Origin of the sequence: Mycolicibacterium sphagni (assembly GCF_002250655.1) — a bacterium.
Lineage (GTDB): Bacteria > Actinomycetota > Actinomycetes > Mycobacteriales > Mycobacteriaceae > Mycobacterium > Mycobacterium sphagni.
The window spans coordinates 37668-62872 of sequence record NZ_NOZR01000027.1 but is presented as its reverse complement, the minus strand read 5'-3'; the positions used below and the strand labels follow the sequence as shown (position 1 = coordinate 62872).

Here is a 25205-nt window from a genome sequence, read left to right as displayed (position 1 = left end):
CTGCGCCGCAATAGCGGCATGAGCGGAAGCGGCGGCTGCGGTCGGGAGGGACCACAGGCGATGCGCCATGCGAACTACGCCAAATTCAGCGTTAGTGTTCATCGTCGGCCCCTCCTCTCGTCACGCCCGCCCTGTAGCCATCGATCGGCACAGGATGTCGGATTCGAGGCTAAACCCTAGCACCATTTCGCGGCAAGCGATTTTCTGACCTGGGCTTTTGCGGTTTCCCAAGCCCGGCCAGCGGCCGTGCAGCCGGTACTGAGAAACTTAACGCCATGGCACAGATAACCCTGCGTGGAAACCCGATCAACACCGTTGGAGACCTGCCCGCCGTCGGCGCCCAGGCTCCTGCCTTCGAACTGACCGGCACCGACCTCGGCACCGTGGAAACCGGCCAGTTCGGCGGAAAAGGTCTGGTGCTCAACATCTTTCCCTCTGTCGACACCCCGGTCTGCGCCACCAGCGTGCGGACCTTCAACGAGCGCGCCGCGGCAACCGGTGTGACGGTGGTCAACGTGTCGAAGGATCTGCCGTTCGCCCAGAAGAGGTTCTGCGGCGCCGAGGGCATCGAGAACGTCGTGACGGCATCGGCGTTCCGCAGCAGCTTCGGTGAGGACTTCGGCATCACGATCACCGACGGACCGATGGCCGGCCTGCTCGGCCGGGCCGTCGTCGTGGTCGGCGCCGACGGGAACGTCGTCTACACCGAACTCGTGCCCGAGATCGGCACCGAACCCAATTACGACGCCGCACTCGCCGCGGTCAGCGGCTAGTCCACCTCATTGCCATGAGCTGGGGTTCTGATGGTTCCCCGGCCACTGCGGCCGGGGAACCGTTGAACCTCGAGCAGATCAGGGCCATCGCCAAAGAGGCCTACATCTACGGCTTCCCGATGGTCGACAGTTATCGGGTTCAGCACTCGTACTTCGTTGACGCCGACGACCCGGAATACAAGGGCGTCTGGAACCAGGTGCACAGCACCGCGCGGGTGTTCACGCCGGCCGACATCGCGATTCAGACCCCGAACTCCGACACCCCGTACTCGATGCTGGGCGCCGACCTGCGCGCAGAGCCGCTGGTGCTGACCGTCCCACCGATCGAGGCGGGTCGCTATTACTCGCTGCAGTTCGTCGACGGGTACACCCACAACTTCGCCTATGTCGGCAGCCGCGCGACCGGCAACGGCGGCGGGACCTACCTGCTGGCCGGGCCGGGCTGGGACGGCGCGACACCCGACGGCATCGATCAGGTGATCCGCGCCGACACCGAGATCGTCCTCGTCATCTACCGCACCCAGCTGTTCAGTCCCGACGATCTCGGCGAGGTCGAGGCGATTCAGGCCGGCTACACCGCGGCGCCGCTGTCGACGTTTCTGAATCAACCCGCGCCGTCAGCGCCGGCCATCGACTTCCCTTCCGCGTTGAGCCCGGACGAGCAGAAGACGTCGCCGGTGTTCTTCGAACTCATGAGCTTCGTACTCGGCTTCGCTCCGACGCTGCCCGCCGAACGCGAAGTGCGGGCCCAGTTCGCCGGCATCGGGATCGGGGCCGGTTTCAGTGCCGAACAGCTGACCGCCGAGACGCGCTCGGCCATCGAGGCCGGAATGGCCGACGCCTGGGCGGAATTCACTGTGCTGAAGCACGAGATCGACAACGGCAGGGTGACCGCGGGCCAATTGTTCGGCACCAAGGACGATCTCAAGGGCAACTACCTCTACCGGATGGCAGCGGCGGTCCTGGGGATCTACGGCAACACCAAACAAGAAGCCATGTACCCCGTGCTGGCCGTGGACGCCGACGGCCAACCGCTGAGCGGGTCTGCGAACTACACCTTGACCTTTGGGGCCGGTCAGCTACCGCCGGTCAACGCTTTCTGGTCGCTGACGATGTACAAGCTGCCGGAGAGCCTGTTGGTGGACAACCCGATCGACCGCTATCTGATCAACTCGGCGATGCTGCCCGCGCTGATGAAGGATCCCGATGGCGGCTTCACGATCTACGTGCAGAACTCATCTCCCGGCGCGGACAAGCAAGCCAACTGGCTGCCCGCACCACCGGGGCCGTTCGTCGCCGCGCTGCGGCTGTACTGGCCCAAACAAGAAGCTCTCGACGGCGCCTGGCGGGCACCGACATTGGTGAAAACCTGACCTACCTGCGGCCGCGAGGCCCTGCGGGCTGAGCATCGCCGAGCTCTAACATATTTGTTTTCGGCATGAGTCGCGTGACCCGGGCACATTGCGCATCCATTCTTGAATCATGGCTCAGATAACACGAAATGCCCTCAAACACAGTTCGATTCATCGCGGCAGTTGGCGATTCGCAGCGGTCGGGGGGGCTGCCGCATTGTCCGCGGCGATCGCATTGAGCGGCTCCCCCGTCGCCGTGGCATCCGGCCACAACGACGGGTTCGGACCGACGCTCGGCGTGGGCGACGCGTCAAGCTACACCGGCGGTTCGACGTCCACCAGCTTCTGTCACCAGAACTGCGCCGCCACGCTCGGCGTGGGCGGACCGTCCAGCTACACCGGTGGCGCCAGCGTCAACCACCCCGGGGGCACAGCGACCCAAGGCGTCGGGGACGTCAACAGCTACACGGGCCAGGGCACCTCCGGAGCCGCGCAGAACGGTACCAACGCGACCACCAGGACGGGGAACTACGGTCCCGGCCACTGACTTATTGGCGGGACCGCACCAAATCGAGCACGTCGGGGCCGAACTGCTCGAGTTTGCGCGCCCCGATGCCGGGGATCGCCACCAGCGCCGCGTCGTCGGCAGGTAGCGACTCGGCGATCGCGATCAGCGTGTTGTCGGTGAAGACCACGTAGGCAGGAACTTTCAGTTCCTTGGCAACGCGCAGCCGCCAGTCCTTGAGCTGGGCCAGCAGTTCGTCGTCGACGTCGACCGAGCAGGTTTCGCAGCGGCGCAACATGATTGATGGTGCAGTCGCCAGCACCGCGTTGCAGACCCGGCAGCGCGGCGTGGCGCCCTTCTGCCTGCGCGGCTTGCTCGGCGACGGCTCAGCCTGGGTCTGTGGCGCGATGCCGTTCAGGAACCGCGACGGACGTCGGCCCTGCCGGCCCCCCGGGGTGCGGGCCAGCGCCCAGCTGAGCTCCAAATGTATTCGGGCCCGGGTGATTCCGACGTACAGAAGTCGCCGCTCCTCCTCGACCGCCTCACTGTCGGGCCCGTGCGCCAGCGCATGCGAGATCGGCAGTGTGCCGTCGGCCACGCCGACGAGGAACACCGCGTCCCACTCCAGCCCCTTCGCAGCGTGTAGCGACGCCAGCGTCACACCCTGCACCACCGGCGCGTGCCGAGCGTCGGCACGCATCCGCAATTCAGCCATCAGCGCCGGAAATTCGAGCTCCGGGCGGGCGGCGACCTCGTCGTCGACCAGCTCAGCGAGCGCGGTCAACGCCTCCCAGCGTTCCCTGGCCTTGGTGCCGGCCGGCGGTTCGGCGGTCAGGCCGAGCGGTTCCAGGACGGCACGCACGATCTCGGGCAAGGACCCCTCGGCGCCCCTATCCTGCCCCGAGTCGCTTCGCTCCTGCCCGCCGGAACGTTCCGCGGCGCGTTGTAACGCGACCAGTGACTGGCGGATCTCTTGGCGGCTGAAGAACCCCTCCCCGCCGCGCACCTGGAACGGGATGCCGGCCTCGGTCAGCGCCTCTTCATAGGCCTCGGACTGGGCGTTGATGCGATAGAGCACCGCGATTTCGGCTGGGGCCGTTCCGGATTCGACCAGCCGCTTGATCGAGCGGGCGACGGCCGTGGCCTCGGCGACCTCGTCGGGATGTTCGTGGAATGTCGGCGACGGGCCGGGCTCACGCTGACCGATCAGGTGCAGCTTGCTGCCGGCGACGCGGCCGCGCGCCGCGGCGATCACCCGGTTGGCCAGTGACACCACCTGCGGAGTGGAGCGGTAGTCGCGTTCCAGGCGCACCACCGTCGCATCGGGGAACTGCCGGGAGAAGTCCAGCAGGTAGCGCGGCGAGGCGCCGGTGAACGAGTAGATGGTCTGGTTGGCATCGCCGACAACGGTCAGGTCGTCGCGGTTGCCCAGCCACGCGTCCAGCACCCGCTGCTGCAACGGGGTCACGTCCTGATATTCGTCGACGACGAAACACCGGTAACGGTCCCGGAATTCAGCGGCCACCGCGGTGTCGTTCTCGATCGCCCCGGCGGTGTGCAGCAGCAGGTCGTCGAAATCCAGCAACGCGATGCCGTCGCGGTTGGCCTTGAGTTTCTCGTAGGCGGCGTAGACGGTGGCGACCTTTTCGGCGTCCAACGGGATATCGCGCTGAATTTTGGCGACCGCCGCCCCGTACCCCTCGGGGCTGATCAACGAGGCCTTGGCCCATTCGATTTCGCCGGCCAGGTCGCGGACATCGTCGGTGCTGACCTGCAGCCGGCTGCGGCTGGCGGCCTGCGCGACGACGGAAAACTTGGTGTCCAGCAGCTGCCAGCCGGTGTCGCCGACCACTCGCGGCCAGAAGTACTGCAGCTGGCGCCGCGCCGCGGCGTGGAAGGTCAGCGCCTGTACCGAGCCGACCGGGGTACCGGTGCCCTGCGCGTCCATGGCGCGCAGACGGGACCGCATCTCGCCGGCGGCGCGGGAGGTGAACGTCACGGCCAGCACCTGGCCGGCGGCGACGTGGCCGTTGGCCACCAGATGGGCGATGCGGTGAGTGATCGTGCGGGTCTTGCCGGTGCCGGCGCCGGCCAGCACACATAGCGGCCCGCGCGCGGCCAGCACGGCTTCGCGCTGTTCGTCGTCAAGGCCGGTCAGATGGTCGACGGTCACCGGCATGGGCTCCATCTTGGCAGGGGGTGACGACATTTCGCGCTGCGCGCCGCGCCGGTTGCGGGCATGAACGTGGTGTCGGCTAGGTTGTTGGACTTATGAGTGCCAGTGATCCCCAGCTCACGATGTACAGCACCGTCTGGTGTGGTTACTGCAAGCGACTGAAGACCGCGCTGAAATCGGCGGGCATCACCTTCGCCGAGGTCGACATCGAGCACGACCCGGCCGCCGCCCAGTTCGTGATGTCGGTGAACAGCGGCAACCAGACCGTCCCCACGGTGAAGTTCGCCGACGGCAGCGCGCTGACCAACCCCAGCCTCAAAGAGGTACAGGCCAAGCTCGCGTCTTAGCGCAGTTAGTCCTGCGCGGCCCAGGATTCGATGATCTCCCGGGCGATCGAGATCGAACCGGGCAACAGCAGCCGCGACGACGAATCGCTGCTCCAATCGCCGTGGCCGAGCGCCTCACGAACTTCGGCGCGAGTGAACCACGCCGCCTCGGCGATCTCGCCGTCGTGAAAGATGAATTCCTGCTCGGGATCGCCGATGGCGTGAAAACCCACCATCAATGACCGCGGGAACGGCCACGGCTGGCTGCCCAGATACTCGACGTCGCTGACCGCCAAGCCGATCTCCTCCGCGACCTCGCGTACCACGCACGACTCGAACGACTCCCCCGCCTCTACGAACCCGGCGACCAGCGAGAACAGTCGCTGCGGCCACATGGTCTGGCGGGCCAGCACCGCGCGGTCGTGTCCGTCGTGCACCAGCACGATGATGGCCGGGTCGATGCGGGGAAACTCCTCGTGACCGGTCAGCGGATTCACCCGCGACCAGCCGGCTTTGACAGCTCTGGTCGGGGAACCGTCGACCGCGCTGTACCGGGCGTGCTCGTGCCAGTTCAGGAGTGCCAGGGCCGAGGCCACCAGCTGGGCGCTGACGTCATCCAGCGTCTGACCGCCGCGGCGCAGGTCGGCCACCTCGCCCTCGCCGTTGTCGGCGGCTTCCAGCGCGGCGCGTGCACCCCACACGTGCCTGCCGTCCTGCAGGCGGCCCAGGAACACCGCGTCCGCCGGTGGCTTGTCTCCCAGCTTGGCCGCCGCACCCAGCAGCACGCGGCCGTCGGCGACCATCACCTGGTTGCGGTTGTCGATCCGCAGCACGGCGGCCTCAGACCAGCCTTCGATCGCCGCGTCGATGTCGGTGCGCACATGGTCGGCACGGTCGGCTCCCACGCGCGAGAGCAGCGGCACGTTGCGCAGTCGGAAAGTCACTGCGCTCAGTCTCCGGCGGTGCGGACGTAGAGCAACCGGTCGGTGGTTTCGAGCGCGTCGACCACCGGGTCGTCGACACGCAACAGCTTCCCGTCCCGCATCACTCCCAGCACGATGTCGGGCAGATGCCGCGGGGAGCCCCCGACCTCCTTGTGCTCGACCTCGCGCTCGGCGATCGCGAACCCGGCGTCCGGAGTCAACAGGTCTTCGATCATCTCGACCACGCTCGGCGCGCTGGTGGCGATGCCGAGCAAGCGGCCGGCGGTCTCCGAGGACACCACCACCGAGTCGGCGCCTGACTGGCGCAGGAGATGCTGGTTCTCGGCCTCTCGTACCGAGGCGATGATCTTGGCCTTCGGGGCGAGCTCCCGGGCGGTCAGGGTAACCAGCACCGCAGTCGGGTCGCTGTTGGTGGCCACGATGATGGAGTTGGCGTGCTGGGCGCCGGCCAGCCGCAGCACATCGGACTTGTTGGCGTCGCCTTTGACAGTGACGAGCCCGGCCGCGTTGGCCCGGTCCAGCGAGGCCTGGTCGGTGTCGACGACGACGATGTCGGCGGGGGCGGCTCCGTCACCGACCATCGCGGCGACCGCCGTTCTGCCCTTCGTCCCGTACCCGATGACGACGGTGTGGTTGCGCACGCTGTTCCTCCAACGCTGAATCTTGAGAGCCTGCCGCGACGCCGTGGTCAGGGTTTCGACGGTGGTACCGACCAACACGATCAGGAACGCCACCCGCAGCGGGGTGATCACGAGGACGTTCACCAGCCGCGCGTTCTCGGTGAAGGGCGTGATGTCGCCGTAGCCGGTGGTCGACAGCGACACCGTGGCGTAGTACAGGCAGTCCAGGAAGGTCATGGACTCGCCGCGGACATCTCGGTAGCCGTCGCGGTCGAGGTACACGATGACGACCGCGGCGAACAGTGCCGTCAGCGCGTAGAACAGTCGACGAGCGATGCGTCGGCCCGGGCTGACGAACTTGTCGGGGATGTGCAGATAGTCGACAAGCGCACTGTCGGGCTTGGCTGCCAGGTTCTCGTCGATCGCCTCGAGCCTGCGCCGCAACCTACCCTTGGCCACGCGACTCCGTCATCGTGCCCAACCCTCTCGCACCGGGTGCCACCACTCCAGCATTATGTACCTATGCCGACGACGACTACCGAACTCGAACCCCAACGCAGCGCCAGCCAGCTGCCCGCCTACCGAACCGCCGCGATGCTCATTGGCATCGGCATCGGCCACTTTGTGGCCCCCAAGCCGTTCGATGACATCGTGCCCGCCGAGTTGCCCGGCGATGCGCGGTTCTACACCTACGCCTCGGGGGTTGCCGAAGTCGGCATCGGCGCCATGCTGCTGGTGCCGCGGACACGCCGCGCCGGCGCGGCGTTCGCGATCGCGTTGTTCTTGGCGGTGTTCCCGGCCAACGTCAACATGGTCCGCCTGTGGCGGGACAAGCCGTTGCCCATGAAGCTGGTGGCCCTGGCGCGGTTGCCGCTGCAGGTGCCGATGATCACGCAGGCGTTGGCGATCAGGCGCAACGCTCCGCGCTACTAGAGCGCGTCGGCTCGGTCAGCGCCCCGTAGGTGACGGATCGCGTTATTCCGCGGATGTCGGGGACCGGGTAGGGCCGCCCCGTCATCGCGTTGCCGGCGTCGACCTGCTGGACCATTCCGACGACGACAACGTCGTTGGTGGGGTCGACCCAGAACCAGGTGCCGTGGACGCCGCCCCAGTAGTAGGTACCAGCACCGATCGCCCCGCCGTTGAAGTCGGCGTGCGCGGGGTCGAGCACGATGCCGACACCCATGCCGTAGCCGACGCCGGTGAAGGGTTGCAAGAAGCGCAGCGGCACACCGTCGGGTAGCAGGTTGCTCGTCATCAGCGCAACCGACGATGGCGCCAAAATCCCTGCGCCGTCGAGCATTCCGCGGTTGGCGAGCATCTGCGCAAACCGCAGGTAGTCCTGCGCGGTCGAGTACAGCCCTGCGATCGACAACAGATACTTCGGCTTCTCCCCCGCCGGGGTGCCGGCCAGCACCGGGAACGGCGACTGATCGTCAGCGAGGTGGAGTTCGAGGTTGTCGTCGAGCGCGTACCGGGGCGCGATGCGGTCGCGCTGTTCGGGTGCGACCCCAAATCCGGTGTCTGTCATGCGCAACGGCGCGAAGATCCGGCGCTGCAGGAAAACGTCGAGCGGCTCACCGGCGATCCGCTGGATGATGACGCCCTGCACCTCTTGTTGGAGTCCGTACCGGAACAGGGTGCCGGGTTGCGCCTCCAGCGGGAGTTTGGCGATCTTGGCGATGAAGTCTTCGTTGGTGCCGCTGAAAAGACCTGCCTGCGCATACATTTCGTCGACCTTCGGGTTGGTGCTGCCCATCGGGACGAGAAAGGCGAATCCTGCGCAGGTGGCCATCAGGTGGCGCATTGTCATGGGCCGGTCCAGCGGCACCAGATTTCCACCTTGCAGCACCTTCAGGTCCGCGAACTCGGGGATGAACCTGGTGACAGGATCGTCGAGCTGCCAGCGGCCCTCTTCGTAGAGGAGCATCATGGCCACGGCGATGATCGGCTTGGTCATGGACGCGATGCGAAAGATCGCGTCTTCCCGCAGTGGCGCACGGGTTTCCAGCGACTGATAGCCGTAGCGGTTAGCCTTCACGAGCTGGCCGTGGCGAGCGATCATGACGCTGATCCCGGCGTAGTGGCCGGCGTCGATTTCGGCCTGCATCGCCCCGTCGAGACGGTCCAGGCGCTGCGGATCGAATCCGAGCTCCTCTGGGGCGGCTTGTGGCAGTGAAGTTGTCATGACAGACCCTTCGCGAAGTCGGCGATATCGGCGGCGGTGCTGCGGCTGACGTCGGGACAGATGACCGGCAGGATTTCGGTGGCGTGCACAGTGCCCATGACCTGGCGACCGCGCGCGGCGACGCCGCTTTCGAGGAGCAGCCGGTAGAAGCCGATTCCCTCGTCTCGCAGGGGATCACACTCATTGACGCTGATGACCACCGGCGGAAGGCCACGCACGTCGTCGATGGTGGCCATGCCGGGCCAGGCGAGCGGGTTGCGCTGATTGAAGGCGTCGATGCCGTAGGCCATGGTGCTGCGGTTCTCCTGCACGAAGATGAAGATGCCTTCGTTCTCCGTCGAGGAGGGGTTCTGCGGCAGCGGCCACTGACCCGCGATGAATGGACACATCGCGTACAGCCCGGTGATCAAGTCGAGCTGACCATCCCGCTTGAGTGCCATTCCAAGCGCCAAACTCAGGTTCCCGCCGCCACTTTCGCCGGCCACGATGATGCGATCCGGGTCGATGCCGAGCGAGTTTGCATTGGCGTGCACCCACTTGAGGCCGGAGACGCAGTCGTTCAAGCCCGCGGGAAACGGTGCTACCTCTGGCGCCGAGGACGGGTGCACCGAGTTACGGAAGTCGACCATGGCCACCGCGACGCCGCGGGCGGCGATCATCCGCCCCCAGGTCTTGTAGTTGCCGAGGTAGCAGGAGCTGAACTGCATCCGTCCGCCGTGGATGTAGTAGACGCACGGCAGGGTCTCGTCGGTGTCCGGCCGGATGTACTGGATCTTGATGGTGTTACCGTCCGGCGACGAGACGAAAGTCTCAGTGCGGACAGATAATCCGGCCGATGGTGCGACGTCCTCGCTGTCCATGGCGTCGAACAAGGCGTTGGTGGTGTCCTGAGCGGCGAGCGCTGCCGGGGTGTATTCCTGCGCCAGCAGCTCGTCCCGACTGGAGACGTTGGGCCGCACCGTCCCCAGGTCGATTCCGGCGAAGGCCGCCTTGATCCGGGGATCGATCCTCGGGTCGGCTTCAAGCTTGGAGGTCATCGCGCGGCTAACGTGTCGTCGAGCCAGTCGTAGATGCGAGCGAACGCAAGACGCCCCGCACCGGCTTGGCAGTGCGCGCCTGCGCCCTCTGCTTCGGTGAACTTCAGCAGTGCCTTCGGACAGGTGAGGTGGTCGAAGAGCAGCTGAGGTTGACCCTCGAAGAAGATATCGGTGGCCGCTTCGCACACCAGCGTCGGGCAGGTGATCTGCTCGGCGATTCCATCGGCCAGCGTGTAGTCGAGGTAGGACGCGAAGAACGCGCGCGGGCTGTCGACTCCCATGACGTACTGGCCATGCGTGGCAGCCCAGCGGATGTTCGGGTCGGTCTTCATGAGGTCCTCGATCATCGCGTCGACCTCCGGCGCGGACTCGGCCCGCAGAACGGCCTCCACCTCGGCTCGCGGAGCGGGCATGCGCTGCGTCACCGTGAGGCCCATGTCGTAGACACCGTCGAACGCGATGCAGGCGGCGAGTCGGTGCTCGAAGGCAGCCGCCCGCGGCGCCAGCTCTCCACCCATAGAGGCACCGAACAATGCGACTTTGTTCGGGTCGACGTCGGGTCGCTGCAGCACCCAGTCCACCACCGGGGTGACGACGTGCTCCCAGTCGGGGCGGAACACCAGCCCGTCGAAGTGCAGCGCCGCCGGCTGGCCGGGACCGTCGAAGGTGACGACGTTATAGCCACGCTCCTGAGCCGCGGCCGCCCCCAGGTAGTGCATCTCTTCGCAGGTGCCGTCGAATCCGCTGTGCATGAGGATCGTCGGCCTTGGGCCGCCGTCGCCGCGGTGTGCTGGATAGAAGTACCCGTGCAACACCGTGCCCTCGTAGGGAATCTCGACGGGCTCGACGGGCGGATCCATCAGGGCCGCCGCGGCGATGAAGCATTCACGGGCCCGAGTGTAGGAGTGGCTGATCCGCGGGTCGGCGGGATTGCCGTGCAGATAGAAGTCGGCCGACCGGTAGTAATTACTGGCTCGCAAAAGACCGTCGCGTGCACTGACGTGATGCCCTGCGGCCTGGGCTTTCTCCGCCTCGGCCGCGATCCGATCTGCGGTGGCCAGCCACTGGTCGTACCAGCCGTCGTAGTCGCCGGCGGTGATGGCCTGCGCCGTAACCAGGACCTCGCCGATGTCGGCTCCGCCGTATGCGGTGGCGCCGAGCACCCGCAATGTCTCGAACCAGAACGAGGTGTCGTCGGCGAAAAGGACGGGTTCCATGAGGTGCTCCTTAAATCAATGACAGTTGCTTTAAGCGACACTACGACGGCTATGTGATAAAAGCAAGAGATGATGCTTTAAGCTTGACGTGTGGCAGAGAACCCAGAAGTGCGCCGCCGCCCTGGCGGCCGCAGCGCCCGAGTGGTGGCTGCAGTTCACGAGGCGGTGGACGCACTGCTGATCGAATGCGGCCCAGGCGGTTTCACAGTGTCCGATGTGGCGCGGCGCGCAGGCGTGAACCCGACGAGTATCTATCGCCGCTGGGGCAGCTTGGAGGCGGTCATCCTGGACGTCGAGGCGGCCAGACTCTCCGAGACCTCACCGCTGCCCGACACCGGGACATTGCGCGGTGATCTGCTCGCCTACGCCCGCAGCGCCGCGGCCGATATCCCCCGGCCGGGCCGACTGGCGTTTCTGCAGGCCTTGATCAGCGCCGGTGAGCTTACCGCCGAGCAGCGACAGTCATTCCTCATCCAGCGTGCGATGCAGTTTCAGGACATGCTCGACCGTGGACGCGAACGCGGCGAACCCACCCTGGCCTACACCGCAATCGTGGACTGCATTCTGGCGCCGATCTACCTGCGCCACCTGCTCGGCGTCGGTGTCGCCGAAACGGACCTGGAGTTGTTCGTAGAACGTTCGTTCACCACGAAACAGACTCACTAGCAACGCAATTAGCGTCCGCCACTCGCACTGGCAAGCAGCGCCACCAATTCGTCTGGGCCGGAGAGGCTTTCCGGCATCACAGTGACACCTGCGCGCACATAGTGGAACGCTGCTCGCACTGACTCCTCAGGGCAGCCGCGCAGGGCAGCCCACGCCAGCCGGTACACGGCGAGCTGGACGGCGGCATGGCGTTGGGCGTTGTCGTCTTTCGGAGGTTCACCCGTTTTCCAGTCGACCACGGTCATGCCGCCGTCGGCATCGGCGAACACCGCGTCGATCCGGCCGCGCACCACGGTATCGCCGATCGCCATCTCGAACGGCACCTCGACGTCCACCGGTGTGCGCTGTGCCCAAGGTGATTCGGTGAAGGCTTTCTGCAGGGTGGCCAATTCCTCGATGTCGCCGGCCGTGCCGTCGACGGCACCGGGCAGGTCGTCGAGGTCGAACAGCCGCTCGGCGCCGTAGAACCGCTGCACCCACTCGTGGAACGCGGTGCCCAGGATGGCGTGCGGGTCTGGGCGCGACGGCAGCCGACGGGTCAACCGTCGCAGCGCCGCCGGGTCACGGTCCAGCTCGACGAGGGCGCTAACGGACAGCTGGCCGGGCAGTTCGGCCGGAGGCGCTGTGACGACGCGGGATCGCTCAGCCAGCAGGGCGTCGACGTCGGCGCCCCAGCCCTCAGGGTCCTCGCCCGGGCCAGATACCGCCCCTGCCTGTGCCGACCGGACCAGCGCGGCCCCCTGCTCGACGTCGGCGCGCGCGCGGCCGAGCGGGTCGGCAGGCCACACGGCCTCTTTGGTGTTGTCGTGCATGGGATTTCGATCACCCTCAGCAGGCGGTGGGGCCCACAGCTCGACCTCGCCGCACGGCTGGCCCGCCGCCGCCGAATCATCGATGATGTCTTTGATCTCCTGCAGGAAGTCCGACGGCCCACGCGGCTTGGTATCGCTGGGTCCCCAGTGGTGGCCGGAGAGCAGCAGGGTGTCCTCTGCTCGGGTGATCGCAACGTACAGCAGCCTGCGCTCCTCATCGAGGCGGCGCTGCTCGAGCTGATTGCGGTGGGACATGATGCTGTCGGACAATGCTTTTCGATCGTTGACCTCTGCGGTGTCGAGCACCGGCACGCCGTGCAGGCCGGCGGCCGCCCGGTCACCGCGCAGCAGCGGCGGCAGATCGGCCGGGTCGGTCAGCCAACTGCGCTTGGACGCCGTGGACGGAAAGACCCGGGCGGACAGGTGCGGCACGGCCACCACCTGCCACTCGAGGCCTTTGGCCGAGTGCACCGTCAGCACCTGTACCCGCCCAGTGGCCACACTGACCTCCGCGGGAGCCAGCCCGTTCTCCACTTTCTCGGCCGCGTCCAGGTAGGCCAGCAGACCGTCGATGGAGGCGTGCGGCCGGGCCGCGTAGTCGGCGACCACGTCGGCGAGCCGGTCGAGGTGCTCGGCACCGGACCACCCCGCCGCGACGGGCCGCGCGGCCCGTACTTCCACGTCCACCCCGAGTGCACGACGCACCTCGCTGACGAGCTCGGTGACCGGATGGCCCAAAAATGTTCTCAGTCTTGCCAGTTCGTCTGCCAGTTCGGCGATCCGCCGGCGTGCTTCTTCCGAGTAGGCGGCGGGCGGCCCGGGATCGGCCAGCGCATCGGCCAGGCTCGCGGTGTCGGCGTCGGGTGCGGCCGAGGCGATGATCTGCTCAGCGGACGCGGTTGCCGGCCGCGCTCCGTCGAGCGCGACGGCGCGGCGCCACAGGGCGGCGAGGTCGGCTGCACCCAGCTGCCAGCGCGGGCCGGTCAGCACTCGCATAGCCGCCGCACCGGCGGCCGGGTCCGCGACCAGGCGCACCATCGCGACTACGTCGGCGACCTCGGGGATCGACAGCAGACCGGCCAGCCCAACGACTTCCACCGGAACACCACGGGCGGTCAGCGCTTCCGCGATCGGACCGGCGTCGGCGTTGCGGCGCACCAGCACTGCCGCGGTGGGCGGTTCGCCATCGGCCTTCGCGGCGTCCTCGTAACGCGCGGCGATGTGCTCGGCGATCCACTCCCGTTCGGCGGCGACATCGGTGAGCAGGGCACAGCGCACGGTGCCGACCTCGGCGCCCGGGCGCGCCCGCAGCGCACGGACTGCCACCGATCGGCGGCGAGCCTCGGCCGAGACGGCGTTGGCGATATGCAATGTGCTCGGCGGGTTGCGCCAGCTGGTCCGCAGCTCGAGAGTCGGTGCGGGAGAGCCATCGGGTCGCGGGAAGTCGGTGGTGAACCGCGGCAGGTTGGTCGCCGACGCACCGCGCCAGCCGTAGATGGACTGGATCGGATCCCCTACCGCCGTCAGCGCCAGCCCCTCGTCGCCACCGGCGCCGAACAACGAGGACAGCGCGATCCGCTGGGCGTGACCGGTGTCCTGGTATTCGTCGAGGAGCACCACCCGGAACCGTTCGCGCAGTTGCTCTCCCACCTGCGGGCAGGCCGAGGCCAGCCGCGCCGCCGCCGACATCTGCGAGCCGAAGTCCATGACCTTGTCGTCCCGCATCCGCGCATGCAGTGCATCGATCAGCGGCACCAGGGCGGTGCGTTCGGTCTGAGTGGCCAGCATGTTCAGCAGCCACTGGCTCGGGCCACGGTCTCGCTGGTAATGCCCAGCCGGCAGGTGATGCACCAGGCGTTCGAGCTCGAGGTGGGTGTCGAGCAACTGGTCGGTGTCGACCAGATGCTCGGCCAGCTCACTGGACAGCCGCAACACCATTGCGGTGACACCGGCCGGGTCCCTCTCGGTGTCCAGCGGCCCCGGATACGAGCTGACCACCTCGAAAGCCAGCTGCCACAGCTCAGTTTCGCCGAGCAGACGGGCGTCGGGCTCCACCGGCAACAGCGGCCCGAACTCACGCAGCAGCGCACCCGCGAACGCGTGGTAGGTGCTCACGGTCGGCGCGCCCTGCTGGGGGGTGCCCGCGAGGTGACCGGCCAGCCGAGCCAGCCGGGAGCGAACCCGGCGCAGCAGCTGCCCGGCCGCCTTACGGGTGAACGTCAGGCCGAGAACCTGTCCGGGATCGGCGAATCCGTTGGCCACCAACCACACCACGCGCGCCGCCATCGTCTCGGTCTTGCCTGCGCCGGCACCGGCGATGACGACCAGCGGCCCGGGTGGGGCGGCAATGACGGCGGCCTGCTCGTCGGTGGGCGTCGGAAGTCCAAGGGCCTCCGCCAGTTCGGTGGGGCTATAGGTCACGACGGCTCCGTTCGCGGCGAGATGTGGGCGGGGCAGGCCGCCCGCATGGGGCAGTGCGTGCAGCCGTCGTTGACCCTGGCGACGAAATGCGGGCCAGCGGTGGCGCCCGCGGCCTCCTGCACGGTCTGGCGCCACTCGCCGGCGCTGTCCGGGGTCAGAGCGGACTGCTCACGTTCGGTCGCCCCGGATGTGTTCGGCTTGGCGACGTAAACCAGCTTTCCGCCACCGGGGCGATCCCCTTCTGCGAGTGCACCTTCGGCCACCGCCAACTGGTAGAGGCCGAGCTGGGCGTGGCGCTGGGCCGCATCCTTGGTCACCGGGCTCTTGCCGGTCTTGACGTCGACGATGACCAGCCGGCCTTCGGCGTCACGCTCGAGGCGGTCGACCCGCCCGCGCACCCGAACACCGGGCAGCTGGCCATCGGGGTCGGCGATCACCCCGTCGACGTCGATCTCCGTGCCGATCTCGGTCAGCTCGTGGCGGGTCGCTGACCGCCAGGCCACGAACGCCTCGAGCATGGCGCGGTGCCGATCCAGCTCGTTGTCGGCATACCACGGCGAATCGAATGGCAAGCTGCTCCAGAGCTTCTCCAGCTGTGCGGACAGCTGCTCGGAGCTGCTCGCCGAATCGGCGATCAGCGCGTGCACCACCGAGCCCAGCGTGGAGCGCAGCTCGCGACGGTTGGCGCCGCCGTGGCGTTCGGCCAGCCAACGTAGCGGGCAGTCCGTCAGGGTCTGCAGGGTCGACGGGCTCAGGGTGACAGTGTGCTGGTCACCGCTCCACAACGGCTCCAGTGTGCTGACGCTGGTCATGCCGTACCACTGCGACGGGTCGGCGCCGGGCACGCCCGCATCCGCCAACCGCGCCAATTGCTCTGCAGCTGTGGCACGTTCACCTTCGGTGACCGTGCCGACCCGGGCGCACACCACCGCGCGCAGCCGGCCGACGACCGCCGCCGGTGCGAGCACCGGCGGCGCGACGGCCGGCTGAGGCGCGGCGGCCTCGCCGGTGGTGTACTCCGCGAGTTCGGCGACGAACGGCGACGGCAACGCCGTGTCGTCGCCGGCCTCGCTGTCGACGGCGGTGATCAGCAGCCCGCGCCGGGCGCGACCCATCGCAGCGATGAGCAGCCTGCGCTCCTCGGCCAACAGCGGTGCCCGCGCGGACACGTCATCGCCGAGGCCGTCGAGGACGTCGAGCAGCCGCTGGGTGCCCAACACACCACCGCGCGGTGTGGTGTTGGGCCACAAGCCGTCTTGCAGCCCGGCAATGACCACCAGCTCCCAGTCGCGGTCAAGGGCCGCGTGCGGGCTCAGCACTGCCACCGTCTCAGCCGACGTCCGGGAATCGACGCTGACCTGTGGAAGTTGCAGGCCCGCAACATGATCGAGCAGGCCACGCAGCGACGCGCCCGCGGTACGCGAGACGTAATCGTCGGCGATGTCGAACAGTGCAGTGACTGCCTCGAGATTGCCGTCGGCCAGCGCTCCCTCGGTGCCCCCGCGCTCGGCCACCGACAGCCAGCGGCGCTGCAGTCCGCTGCGCTCCCAGGCCTGCCACAAGGTGTAGCGGGGGTCGCGGTGCTGACGGTGGCCTCGGGCGGCCGCCGTCAGCACCGCTCGCACCCGGTTGACCGGACGGGCCAGCGTCGCCGGCAGCTCGACCCGGCCGGTGGTAAGTGCCGCGACGAGTTGCTCCCCGAAAACCCCGGGCCCACTGCGGCGCAGCGCACGACGCAGCTGACGCAGGGTCACCGGGTCGACCCGGCCGATCGGCCCGGTCAACAAGGCCACCGCCTGCTCGCCGGTGAGACCGTCCGCGGTTGCGGCCAACACCCCCAGCAAGGCTGCGGACGCGGGTTGCTCGGCAACCGGCCCGGCCACGTGATTCGCGGCGACCGGAACCCCGGCACCCGCCAGCGCCCGGGGCAATGCCGCAACCGCCGACGGCGAGCGGACGATGACAGCCAGCTGCGACCATGGCACACCGTCGACGAGGTGTGCGCGGCGCAGCGTGTCGGCGATCAGGGCCGCCTCGGCATGCGCCGAACCGGCCACCCGCACGCGGACGGATCCGCCGTCGTCGCCGTTACCGTCCAGTGCGCGCCAGGCGCTGTTACCGGGCAGGCCCGCCGCGATGCCACTGATCGCCCCGGTCACCGCGGGCGCGCACCGATGTGACCGGGTCAGTTCGACCAGCGGGGTGTCCGCGGCGGTCAGCACGGCAGGGTCGGCACCCCGGAACCCGAAGACCGCCTGGTTCGGGTCACCGGCCAACAGGGTGAGATCGGCGCCCGCGGCCAGCACGCGGACCAACCGGGCAGCCTGCGGGTCGAGGTGCTGGGCGTCGTCGACGAGCAGCAGCCGGATCCGGGAGCGTTCGGCGGCCAGCAGGTCGGCATTCGAGGCCAGCGCCTCCAGCGCAGCGCCAACCAGCTCGGCGGCGCCCAACGCGGGCACGGTGGCCTGCGGTGCGGCCGTGCCGACGGCCGCGCGCAACAGCATCACCTGCTCGTACTGCTGGGCGAACCGGCCCGCCGCAGCCCATTCGGATCGCCTGGACAGCCGTCCGATGCGTTGCAGCTGCAATGGATCCACCCCGCGCTCGGCGCAGCGGGCCAGCAGGTCGCGGAGTTCGGTGGCGAACCCGGCGGTGGTCAGCGCGGGACGCAGTACCTGCGGCCAGCGCGATGCGGAGGCCTCCCCGTCTTCGAGGTCACCGGCGAGCAGCTCGCGGATGATGGCGTCCTGCTCGGCTCCGGTGACCAGGCGCGGCGGCGGATCACCAGCCCGGGCGGCGGCCTGCCTCAGCACCGCGAACGCGTAACTGTGCACGGATCGGACCAGCGGCTCACGCACCACCGCGCGGCACGGTTCGGCTGAACGTGCCGCGAGCAGCTCGGTGGTGAGCGCGCTGCGGGTGGTCGCGGCCAGCCGGCCCGAACCCGTCAGCAGCAGAACCGATTCCGGGTCGGTTCCCGCCGCGATGTGCGCAGCCGCCGCCGCGACCAGCAGGCTGGTCTTGCCGGTGCCCGGCCCGCCCACAACTCGCACCGTGCCACGCAGCTCCGGGCGCAGCACGTCGGCCGGCTCGGTCACCTCGTGCACGAGTGCGGGTGTCGTCATGACAGGCATGACACCACGTACCCCCGACAAGTTCGATCAATGGCAGCATGAACGCCGTGACCCACGCCCTTCACGTGCATCGGTTCGGCCCGGACGGACCAGTTCAGGTGCTGGCCATCCACGGCCTGACGGGTCACGGCCGCCGCTGGGGCAGGCTGGCCGCCCGGCACCTGCCCGAAATCACCGTGGCTGCACCCGATCTGATCGGGCACGGCCGCTCGTCATACTCGGCGCCGTGGACCCTCGAGGCCAATATCACCGCACTCGCGACTTTGATCGAGAACGACGCCGACGGCCCGGTGCTGGTGGTCGGCCATTCGTTCGGCGGGGCCGTCGCGCTGAACCTGGCGGCGGCGTACCCGGATCTGGTGTCCGGGTTGGTGCTGCTGGACCCCGCGATCGGCCTGGACGGCCAGTGGATGCACGAGATCTCCGAGGCCATGCTGGCTTCGCCGGACTACCCCGACCGCGACGAGGCCCGCACCGAGAAGTTCACCGGTTCGTGGGCCGACGTGGACCCGGCCGAACTCGACGAGGACCTCGACGAGCATCTCATCGCGCTGCCGAACGGGCGCGTCGGCTGGCGGATATGCGTGCCGGCGATGATGTCGTACTGGAGTGAGCTGGCCCGAGATATCGTGCTGCCGCACAAGGGAACTCCTACCACAGTGGTGCGGGCGCAGTGGACGGATCCGCCGTATGTCGGCGAAGAACTGATCAACGGGCTGTCCGAACGGCTCGGTGCCGACTTCAGTCTCGTCGAGCTGGCCTGCCAGCACATGGTTCCGCACGCCAAACCGGCGGAGACCGCCTCGCTCATCCGAGAACTGCTCGAGGCACGCTAGCCATGGCCCCGGTCACCGAGGACCAGGTCGAGCTGGTGCGCCGGCTGGTGGCGTCGATACCGGCGGGCCGGGTCGCCACCTACGGTGATATCGCTTCGGCCGCAAAACTTTCCAGCCCGCGAATCGTGGGATGGATCATGCGCACCGACTCTTCGGATCTGCCATGGCATCGGGTGATCACCGCGTCGGGTCGGCCGGCCGCGCATCTGGTGACCCGACAGCTCGAGCTGCTACGCGCAGAAGGCGTGCTGGCCAAGGACGGCCGGGTGAGTCTGGCGCAAGCCCGTCACGAGTTCTAGAGCACCAACCGGATCAGCGCCGCGGTCCGCGCCAGACCGGGGAACGCCGCCGCCGTCGAACGCGGATGCAGCGCGTGCACCGCAAGCCGAAAAATCAAGGCACGCAGCAACATCTGCGGCCACTCCGGCAGGGCATCCCAACGCTCGATCAAACCGTCGTCGGCCTCACCCCACGCGAGTGCATCGACAACGACCACTCCGGCCGCCCACGACGCCGGCCGCCAGTACGGGGTGATGTCCGTGATACCCGGCGCGGCCGTCCCCGCGAACAGAACGGTGCCGTACAGGTCGCCGTGAACCAGCTGACTGGGGCTCTTGGTCGGCTTGCGCAATCCGGCCAGCTGATTGATCAGTTCCACCGACCGTTCGCCGTCGGCCGAGCCCGGTGCCACCATCGCCCCAGGCGGAAGCGAGTGCAGCGGACGCTCTTCCCACGCCGCGCGGTCCGCGGCGATGAACACGTCCACATCGCTCCACGGTGCCACCGGCGCCTGGGTCAGGAACCGGGGCCTCTCCAGTTTGGCGGTGGCCTCGTGCAGGCGCACTCCGGCCGAGACGACCTCGTCGTGGCGAGGCTCCGGAGTACCGGCCACGAATGTGTCTGCCCGCCAACCCGACACCACATAGCGGCCGTCAGTCGACCGCACCGGCCGGGCGAGCCGGACTCCGTCGATGAACAACGTCTCGCGCGCCTTCGCCGACCAGGCGGCCCTGGCGTGGTCGGCGATCACCGAAAGCACCACCTCGCCGCACTTGAAGCCGCCCTCCCAGCCCCCGCCGAGCGGTTCGGGATCATTGCCCTTGAGACCGAACGCCGCCAAAACATGTTCGGGCGGGTTCTCGTCAGTCACCCCGACAGCCTAAATTGTCGCGGTGCAAAGTTAGCGTCAGTAGATCACCATGTCGGGATCGATTTGCTTCGCCCAGGCGACAATGCCGCCCTGCAGATGCAGCGCATCGGCGAAACCGGCCCTCTTCACCACGGCCAGCGCCTCGGCCGAGCGCACCCCCGTCTTGCAATAGAGCACCGGGGTGCGGTCGTGCGGCAACCTGCTCAGGCCTTCACCGGACTCGATCACCGACTTCGGGATGAGTTCGGCGCCGGTGATGTGGTTGATCTCCCACTCCACCGGCTCTCGGACGTCGATCAGGGCGACCTTCTTGCCCGACTCGATCAGCTCACGCAACTCCAGCGGAGTCACGGTGGAACCCTGGGCGGCGTCGGCGGCGGCATCGGACACCACCCCGCAGAACGACTCGTAGTCGATGAGTTCGGTGATCTTCGGCGTCTCGGGGTCCTTGCGGATCCGGATCGTGCGGTACGTCATGTCCAGCGCGTCGTAGACCATCAGCCGGCCCAGAAGGGTATCCCCGATGCCGGTGATCAGCTTGATGGCCTCGGTGCCCATGATCGAGGCGATCGAGGCGCACAGTATGCCCAGGACGCCACCTTCGGCGCAGGACGGCACCAAGCCCGGCGGCGGTGGTTCGGGATACAGGTCGCGATAGTTGAGGCCCAGACCGTCGGGGGCGTCCTCCCAGAACACCGAGGCCTGTCCCTCGAAGCGGTAGATCGAGCCCCACACGTAGGGCTTGTGCGCCAGCACCGCGGCGTCGTTGACCAGGTAGCGGGTGGCGAAGTTGTCGGTGCCGTCCAGGATCAGGTCGTACTGCTCGAACAACTGCACCGCGTTGTCGGGCTCCAGGCGCAGCTCGTGCAGGTGCACCGTGACCAGCGGGTTGACCTCGAGGACGGAGTCGCGGGCGCTCTCGGCCTTGGAGCGGCCGATATCGGACTGGCCGTGAATGATCTGGCGCTGCAGGTTGGACTCGTCGACCACGTCGAACTCGACGATGCCGATCGTGCCGACGCCGGCCGCGGCCAGGTAGAGCAGGGTGGGCGAGCCCAACCCGCCGGCGCCGATCACCAGGACCTTGGCGTTCTTCAAGCGTTTCTGCCCGTCCACACCCAGGTCCGGGATGATCAGGTGGCGGCTGTAGCGCGCGACCTCTTCACGGGCGAGCTCGGCGGCTGGCTCGACCAGCGGCGGCAACGAAGACACCGGCTACTCCTCGGATTCGCTCGAATCGGCACTCGCCCGACGGACGTTCCTCATCCATCTCAGCAGGTGGTCAGAGCAACGGCAAACAGCCGCGAAACCTTCCCGAGCCTGGCCTCACCCTGCATCGTCGTCAGGCGCTGCCCGATTGCCCGACTCCTCCTCAGGGCTCGTACCTCACCCCGCATCGTCGTCAGGCGCTGCCCGATTGCCCGACTCCTCCTCAGGGCTCGTACCTCACCCCGCATCGTCGTCAGGCGATCGGATACGGCCACGAGTTGAACCGGCAGGTCTTCCCGTCGGGCTTGACGTACTCCGGGTCGAACCGCGAGGCGTCGTTGTCGGCGGTGGAGAACGTCTGCTGCATCATCACCGGAGCCAGGCCGCCGTTGTCGTCGCAGGGTTCGTGGTGCTGATAGCCGATGGCGTGGCCGACCTCGTGATTGATCAGATATTGCCGGTAGGAACCGATATCGCCCTGGAACGGCACCGCGCCGCGCACCCAGCGGGACTCGTTGATGAACACCCGCGGCTGGGCATCAGGGCCGCCGTACGCCGGGTTGTAGCAGGAGGACTCGAGCGGAATCTCGTAGCCGCAACCCTCGCGCACCGTCATCGGGGACGTCAGCGACACCCGGAAGTCCGGTTTGACGCCCGCGCTGCTGGCGTCGACCCGCTGGAAGGCGAACTGCGGATTGTGGATCCAGCTCTTCGGGTTGGCCAACGTCTCGGTGACCATCCGGGCAAACCCCTCGTCACCGCCGAACGATGCGGTGTCGACGCCGTCCTCGACTTCCACGGTGTAGGTGAAGGTCTTCGCAGTGCCCTCACCGACCTTGGGTGTGGTGCCCGGCACGATGTGCCATGTCTTGGCTCCGGCCTCGGTGTACTCCCCGCCGTCGGGCAGAATCCCGGTCGGTAGGTTGGCGTCGAATTCGGTCAGGCCGCGCGGCGGCGCGCCGATGATCGACGTGCCACTCGACCCGATCGTCGGCGGCCCCTGAACTTCGTGTTCGGCGGTGCCCTCCGGAGCCGGAGCGGCGGTTCCGGTGATGGTCTGATACAGCACCACTCCGGTGAGCACCACCAGCACCGGCAGCGCGTATGCGCGCCAGCCGTAGGTCGAGATGAACCTGCCCAGCCAACTCTGCTTACGCCATTGACGACGCTGGTCCCGGTTGGATCTGGGCCGGCCCGACTCTTCCGCCAACGGATCCCGTAGCGCGCGCAGCGGCTCGCGCCACTCGTTGCGCAGCATCGGCACACGACCGCCGCCGCGGTGCCCCGGGTCGTAGGTCACGGACCCAGGATGGCACAGCAGCCGAGGACGAGACTCCCGGCGCGCCCGTACCGACGCCCGCGTGCGCTACGGGCGAGTAACCCCGGCCGGGTAGTAATGTCGGTTCGACGGGGGTGGCAGCGTGGGGTGGTGCCGCCCGTCTACACACCAGATTGAGGACTTGATGAGCGATCTCGCCGACACGGCCGAGCGGAAACCCGCTCGAGCGGCCACGGGCGACCGACCCGCCGCCACCCCTCGGCGCGGTAGCCGCCTGCCGCGAGACGAGCGACGAGGCCAGCTGCTGGCAGCCGCCAGCGAAGTCTTCGTCGACCGCGGCTTTCACGCCGCCGGCATGGACGAGATCGCCGATCGCGCCGGTGTGAGCAAACCCGTTCTGTATCAACACTTCTCGAGCAAGCTCGAGCTGTACCTGGCAGTCCTGAATCGGCACGTCGAGAACCTGGTGTCCGGTGTGCGGCAAGCCTTGCGCACCACCACTGACAACCGTCAGCGGTTGCGCGCGGCAGTTCAGGCCTTCTTTGATTTCATCGAGCACGACGGCCAGGGCTACCGGCTGATCTTCGAGAACGACTACATCACCGAGCCGCAGGTTTCCTCGCAGGTGAAGGTGGCCACCGAATCGTGTACCGACGCGGTATTCGACCTGATCAGCCGCGATTCCGGCCTCGATCCGCACCGCGCGAGGATGATCGCGGTCGGGCTCGTAGCCATCAGCGTCGACAGTGCGCGGTACTGGTTGAACGCCGACCGCCCGGTCTCCAAAGAGGCCGCGGTCGACGGAACGGTGCAGTTCGCCTGGGGCGGACTGTCACACGTCCCGCTGACGCGCTCCTAAGCCCTAAGCGCCGGCAGACGATCCTGCGGCGATCCCGAAGCCGACCCGTCGCACGTCGGCGACACCGATCTCGACATAGCTGATCTTGGCGGTCTGCACCAGGAAACGGCGTCCCTTGTCGTCGGTCAGGCTCAGCACGTCCGGGCCACTCTTCGAGAACGCCGAAGTCACCAGCTCCTCGACCTCTGCGGGCGTCTGGGTGCTTTGGAACACAAGTTCACGCGGGCTGTCCGTGACACCGATCTTGACCTCCACACTGGCCCCTTCCCTGTCGAATGCAGCGTTACCCCAGAAGGCTAGTGGACGCTCGACGGCGGGGTGACAGCCAGCCGTTCGCGGTCAGCGAATAGGGCGTCAAGCTGGGATAACAGCATGGCAACGGACAGGCGCGCCGTGCAGCGATAGTGATGATTCGTCCATAACCTTGCCTCGTGAGCGACGAAAAGCGCCGGCGGGGGCTGGTGCAGTGGCCGCGGGTGGCCCTGACCACCGCGGGCGTGCTGGGCGCCGCCTGCGCGACGATGCTGGTGGTCCGGACCGGCGATGCTGCCACCACCACCCCCGAATTCGGTGGCGCCACCCCGACTCGCACCGTGGTGGCCATCCCGGCTCCCCGGACGTCGACGCCCGCACCCGCGCCGGTCACCGTCACTGTGCCGGGGCTGCCAGTCGAGACACCGGTCCTGGTCCCCCAGACCAGCACCCCCGCAGCGCCCATGGCCCAGACGACGGTCGATCCCCGCCTGATCGTCTACACCGTCGCGGGCAACCAACGGCCCAACGACCCGGTGACCATCACCTACGCCGACGAGACAGGCGCGCTGCGGACCGTCGACAACGTCGTGCTGCCGTGGCAGCTGACCGTCATCCCGAACGTGCCGGTCAACTACGTCACGGCCAGCAGCGGCGGAAGTCAGCTCAACTGCTGGATCACCGACGCCAGCGGGGCGACGGTCGCCGCCCAGACCGACAACGCCATCTCGGCGACCTGCAACCGCTAGGCCAGACCGAGCTCGCGCATCCGCTCGTCATGAGTGCGCTGCAGCCGGTCGAAGAAGTCGGCCACCTGCCCCAGGCCGCCTGGGCCGGCCAGCACCAAATCCACCAGCTCGTCATGTTCGGCCAGCACGTACTGGGCCTGCGTGATGGCCTCACCCAGCAGCCGGCGCGACCACAGCGCGAGCCGGCTGCGTTGCCGTCCGCTGGTGGTCACCGCCTGGCGGACCTCGGCGACCACGAATTGCGAGTGGCCTGTCTCCGACAGCACCCCGCGCACCACGGCGGCCACCTCATCGGGCAGCACGTCGGCGATCTCGAGGTAGAAATCGGCGGCCAGCGCATCGCCGACATATGTCTTGACCAGCGCCTCCAGCCAGGTGCTCGGAGTGGTCAGGCGGTGGTAGTTCTCCAGCGCCGAGGCGTGGCGCGACATCGCCGGGACGACGTCGACGCCGCGGGCCAGTAAAGCGTCGCGCAGCAGGTCGTAATGGGCCATCTCGGCGGCGGCCATACTCGCCATATTGATGCGGCCGCGCAGGTCGGGCGCCATCCGCGCCTCGTCGGTCAGCCGGTAGAACGCCGCCACCTCGCCGTAAGCCAGCAGCGCGAACAACTCGTTGACGCCGGGATGATCGGCGGAGATGCGCGCCGGTGACGCCGGGGCGGGTTGAGGGGCTGTCATGGCCGTCACTGTAGTCGCGG

At 68.0% G+C, this 25205-nt stretch carries 23 protein-coding genes; 10 read left to right on the top strand and 13 right to left on the bottom strand.

The genetic code is table 11. The annotated features are described in order from the left end of the window. The first annotated feature begins 275 nt into the window (after nucleotides 1–275). The 3 genes from tpx (at nucleotide 276) to CG716_RS24855 (ending at nucleotide 2672) form a co-directional block, all read left to right on the top strand. On the top strand, nucleotides 276–773 hold the full coding sequence (gene tpx / locus CG716_RS24865) for a thiol peroxidase (protein ID WP_094483793.1): 498 nt from the start codon (nucleotides 276–278) through the stop codon (nucleotides 771–773). 14 nt (nucleotides 774–787) lie between these two features. Beyond that, a complete protein-coding gene (locus CG716_RS24860) occupies nucleotides 788–2146 on the top strand; it encodes a DUF1254 domain-containing protein (RefSeq protein ID WP_094483792.1) in 1359 nt (452 codons plus the stop codon). Between the two features lie 109 nt (nucleotides 2147–2255). Next, nucleotides 2256–2672 carry a hypothetical protein gene (locus CG716_RS24855; RefSeq protein WP_133067014.1) on the top strand — a complete coding sequence of 139 codons (417 nt, stop codon included), beginning with the start codon at nucleotides 2256–2258 and terminating at the stop codon, nucleotides 2670–2672. Between the two features lies 1 nt (nucleotide 2673). On the opposite strand, the gene CG716_RS24850 is transcribed toward CG716_RS24855, so the two are convergent. Continuing rightward, nucleotides 2674–4809: an ATP-dependent DNA helicase UvrD2 gene (locus tag CG716_RS24850; protein ID WP_420093226.1), complete on the bottom strand. Its 2136-nt coding sequence runs from the start codon at nucleotides 4807–4809 to the stop codon at nucleotides 2674–2676. 92 nt (nucleotides 4810–4901) lie between these two features. Between CG716_RS24850 and CG716_RS24845 the strand changes: the two genes are divergently transcribed. Continuing rightward, the gene (locus tag CG716_RS24845; protein WP_094483789.1) at nucleotides 4902–5153 is read left to right on the top strand and encodes a mycoredoxin; all 252 of its coding nucleotides are present in this window, start codon (nucleotides 4902–4904) and stop codon (nucleotides 5151–5153) included. A gap of 5 nt (nucleotides 5154–5158) precedes the next feature. Here CG716_RS24845 and nudC read toward each other — a convergent pair whose 3' ends face one another. Beyond that, complete coding sequence (gene nudC / locus CG716_RS24840) at nucleotides 5159–6076, bottom strand: NAD(+) diphosphatase (protein WP_165774291.1); 918 nt, start codon at nucleotides 6074–6076, stop codon at nucleotides 5159–5161. A gap of 5 nt (nucleotides 6077–6081) precedes the next feature. Further along, nucleotides 6082–7155 (bottom strand): potassium channel family protein, encoded by a 1074-nt coding sequence (locus CG716_RS24835; protein ID WP_094483787.1) that lies wholly within the window; start codon nucleotides 7153–7155, stop codon nucleotides 6082–6084. 63 nt (nucleotides 7156–7218) lie between these two features. Here CG716_RS24835 and CG716_RS24830 point away from each other — a divergent pair, with 63 nt between their 5' ends. Next, nucleotides 7219–7629 (top strand): DoxX family protein, encoded by a 411-nt coding sequence (locus CG716_RS24830; protein ID WP_094483786.1) that lies wholly within the window; start codon nucleotides 7219–7221, stop codon nucleotides 7627–7629. Here CG716_RS24830 and CG716_RS24825 read toward each other — a convergent pair. Genes CG716_RS24825 through CG716_RS24815 form a run of 3 tightly spaced genes read right to left on the bottom strand, consistent with a single transcriptional unit; the run spans nucleotide 7604 to nucleotide 11138 of the window. Further along, nucleotides 7604–8884, bottom strand: a complete 1281-nt coding sequence (locus CG716_RS24825) for a serine hydrolase domain-containing protein (RefSeq protein ID WP_094483785.1) — start codon at nucleotides 8882–8884, stop codon at nucleotides 7604–7606. The two genes, CG716_RS24830 and CG716_RS24825, sit on opposite strands and share 26 nt — an antisense overlap. Further along, nucleotides 8881–9921, bottom strand: a complete 1041-nt coding sequence (locus CG716_RS24820) for an alpha/beta hydrolase (protein ID WP_094483784.1) — start codon at nucleotides 9919–9921, stop codon at nucleotides 8881–8883. Before CG716_RS24820 ends, CG716_RS24825 begins: the two co-directional genes overlap by 4 nt. Continuing rightward, the gene (locus CG716_RS24815) at nucleotides 9918–11138 is read right to left on the bottom strand and encodes an alpha/beta hydrolase family protein (RefSeq protein ID WP_094483783.1); all 1221 of its coding nucleotides are present in this window, start codon (nucleotides 11136–11138) and stop codon (nucleotides 9918–9920) included. The genes CG716_RS24820 and CG716_RS24815 overlap by 4 nt, the downstream gene beginning before the upstream one ends. Nucleotides 11139–11228: 90 nt before the next feature. On the opposite strand from CG716_RS24815, the gene CG716_RS24810 reads away from it, so the two are divergent. Further along, nucleotides 11229–11804 (top strand): TetR/AcrR family transcriptional regulator, encoded by a 576-nt coding sequence (locus CG716_RS24810; RefSeq protein WP_207760767.1) that lies wholly within the window; start codon nucleotides 11229–11231, stop codon nucleotides 11802–11804. A gap of 8 nt (nucleotides 11805–11812) precedes the next feature. Here CG716_RS24810 and CG716_RS24805 read toward each other — a convergent pair whose 3' ends face one another. Both CG716_RS24805 and CG716_RS24800 read right to left on the bottom strand, forming a co-directional pair. After that, nucleotides 11813–15100, bottom strand: a complete 3288-nt coding sequence (locus tag CG716_RS24805; RefSeq protein WP_094483825.1) for an ATP-dependent helicase — start codon at nucleotides 15098–15100, stop codon at nucleotides 11813–11815. Then, nucleotides 15034–18162, bottom strand: coding sequence for an ATP-dependent helicase (locus CG716_RS24800; RefSeq protein WP_094483781.1), 3129 nt, complete (start codon nucleotides 18160–18162; stop codon nucleotides 15034–15036). Before CG716_RS24800 ends, CG716_RS24805 begins: the two co-directional genes overlap by 67 nt. A gap of 56 nt (nucleotides 18163–18218) precedes the next feature. On the opposite strand from CG716_RS24800, the gene CG716_RS24795 reads away from it, so the two are divergent. Beyond that, nucleotides 18219–19007, top strand: a complete 789-nt coding sequence (locus tag CG716_RS24795; RefSeq protein ID WP_094483824.1) for an alpha/beta fold hydrolase — start codon at nucleotides 18219–18221, stop codon at nucleotides 19005–19007. 2 nt (nucleotides 19008–19009) lie between these two features. Continuing rightward, nucleotides 19010–19306 carry an MGMT family protein gene (locus CG716_RS24790; RefSeq protein ID WP_094483780.1) on the top strand — a complete coding sequence of 99 codons (297 nt, stop codon included), beginning with the start codon at nucleotides 19010–19012 and terminating at the stop codon, nucleotides 19304–19306. On the opposite strand, the gene CG716_RS24785 is transcribed toward CG716_RS24790, so the two are convergent. The 3 genes from CG716_RS24785 to CG716_RS24770 form a co-directional block, all read right to left on the bottom strand. Continuing rightward, a complete protein-coding gene (locus CG716_RS24785) occupies nucleotides 19303–20157 on the bottom strand; it encodes a TIGR02569 family protein (protein WP_094483779.1) in 855 nt (284 codons plus the stop codon). The genes CG716_RS24790 and CG716_RS24785 overlap by 4 nt on opposite strands. Before the next feature lie 36 nt (nucleotides 20158–20193). After that, nucleotides 20194–21360 (bottom strand): adenylyltransferase/sulfurtransferase MoeZ, encoded by a 1167-nt coding sequence (moeZ, locus tag CG716_RS24780; protein ID WP_207760771.1) that lies wholly within the window; start codon nucleotides 21358–21360, stop codon nucleotides 20194–20196. Between the two features lie 259 nt (nucleotides 21361–21619). After that, nucleotides 21620–22666, bottom strand: a complete 1047-nt coding sequence (locus CG716_RS24770; RefSeq protein WP_094483776.1) for a DUF3152 domain-containing protein — start codon at nucleotides 22664–22666, stop codon at nucleotides 21620–21622. A 163-nt stretch (nucleotides 22667–22829) separates the two neighbouring features. On the opposite strand from CG716_RS24770, the gene CG716_RS24765 reads away from it, so the two are divergent. Then, nucleotides 22830–23504, top strand: a complete 675-nt coding sequence (locus CG716_RS24765) for an HTH-type transcriptional activator FasR (RefSeq protein ID WP_094483775.1) — start codon at nucleotides 22830–22832, stop codon at nucleotides 23502–23504. A gap of 3 nt (nucleotides 23505–23507) precedes the next feature. Here CG716_RS24765 and CG716_RS24760 read toward each other — a convergent pair whose 3' ends face one another. Beyond that, on the bottom strand, nucleotides 23508–23759 hold the full coding sequence (locus CG716_RS24760; protein ID WP_094483774.1) for a DUF3107 domain-containing protein: 252 nt from the start codon (nucleotides 23757–23759) through the stop codon (nucleotides 23508–23510). A 176-nt stretch (nucleotides 23760–23935) separates the two neighbouring features. Here CG716_RS24760 and CG716_RS24755 point away from each other — a divergent pair, with 176 nt between their 5' ends. Then, complete coding sequence (locus CG716_RS24755; protein WP_094483773.1) at nucleotides 23936–24505, top strand: MmpS family transport accessory protein; 570 nt, start codon at nucleotides 23936–23938, stop codon at nucleotides 24503–24505. Here CG716_RS24755 and CG716_RS24750 read toward each other — a convergent pair. Beyond that, entirely contained in the window at nucleotides 24502–25185 is a 684-nt protein-coding gene (locus CG716_RS24750) for a ferritin-like fold-containing protein (protein WP_094483772.1), read from the bottom strand. The two genes, CG716_RS24755 and CG716_RS24750, sit on opposite strands and share 4 nt — an antisense overlap. Nucleotides 25186–25205 lie beyond the last annotated feature (20 nt).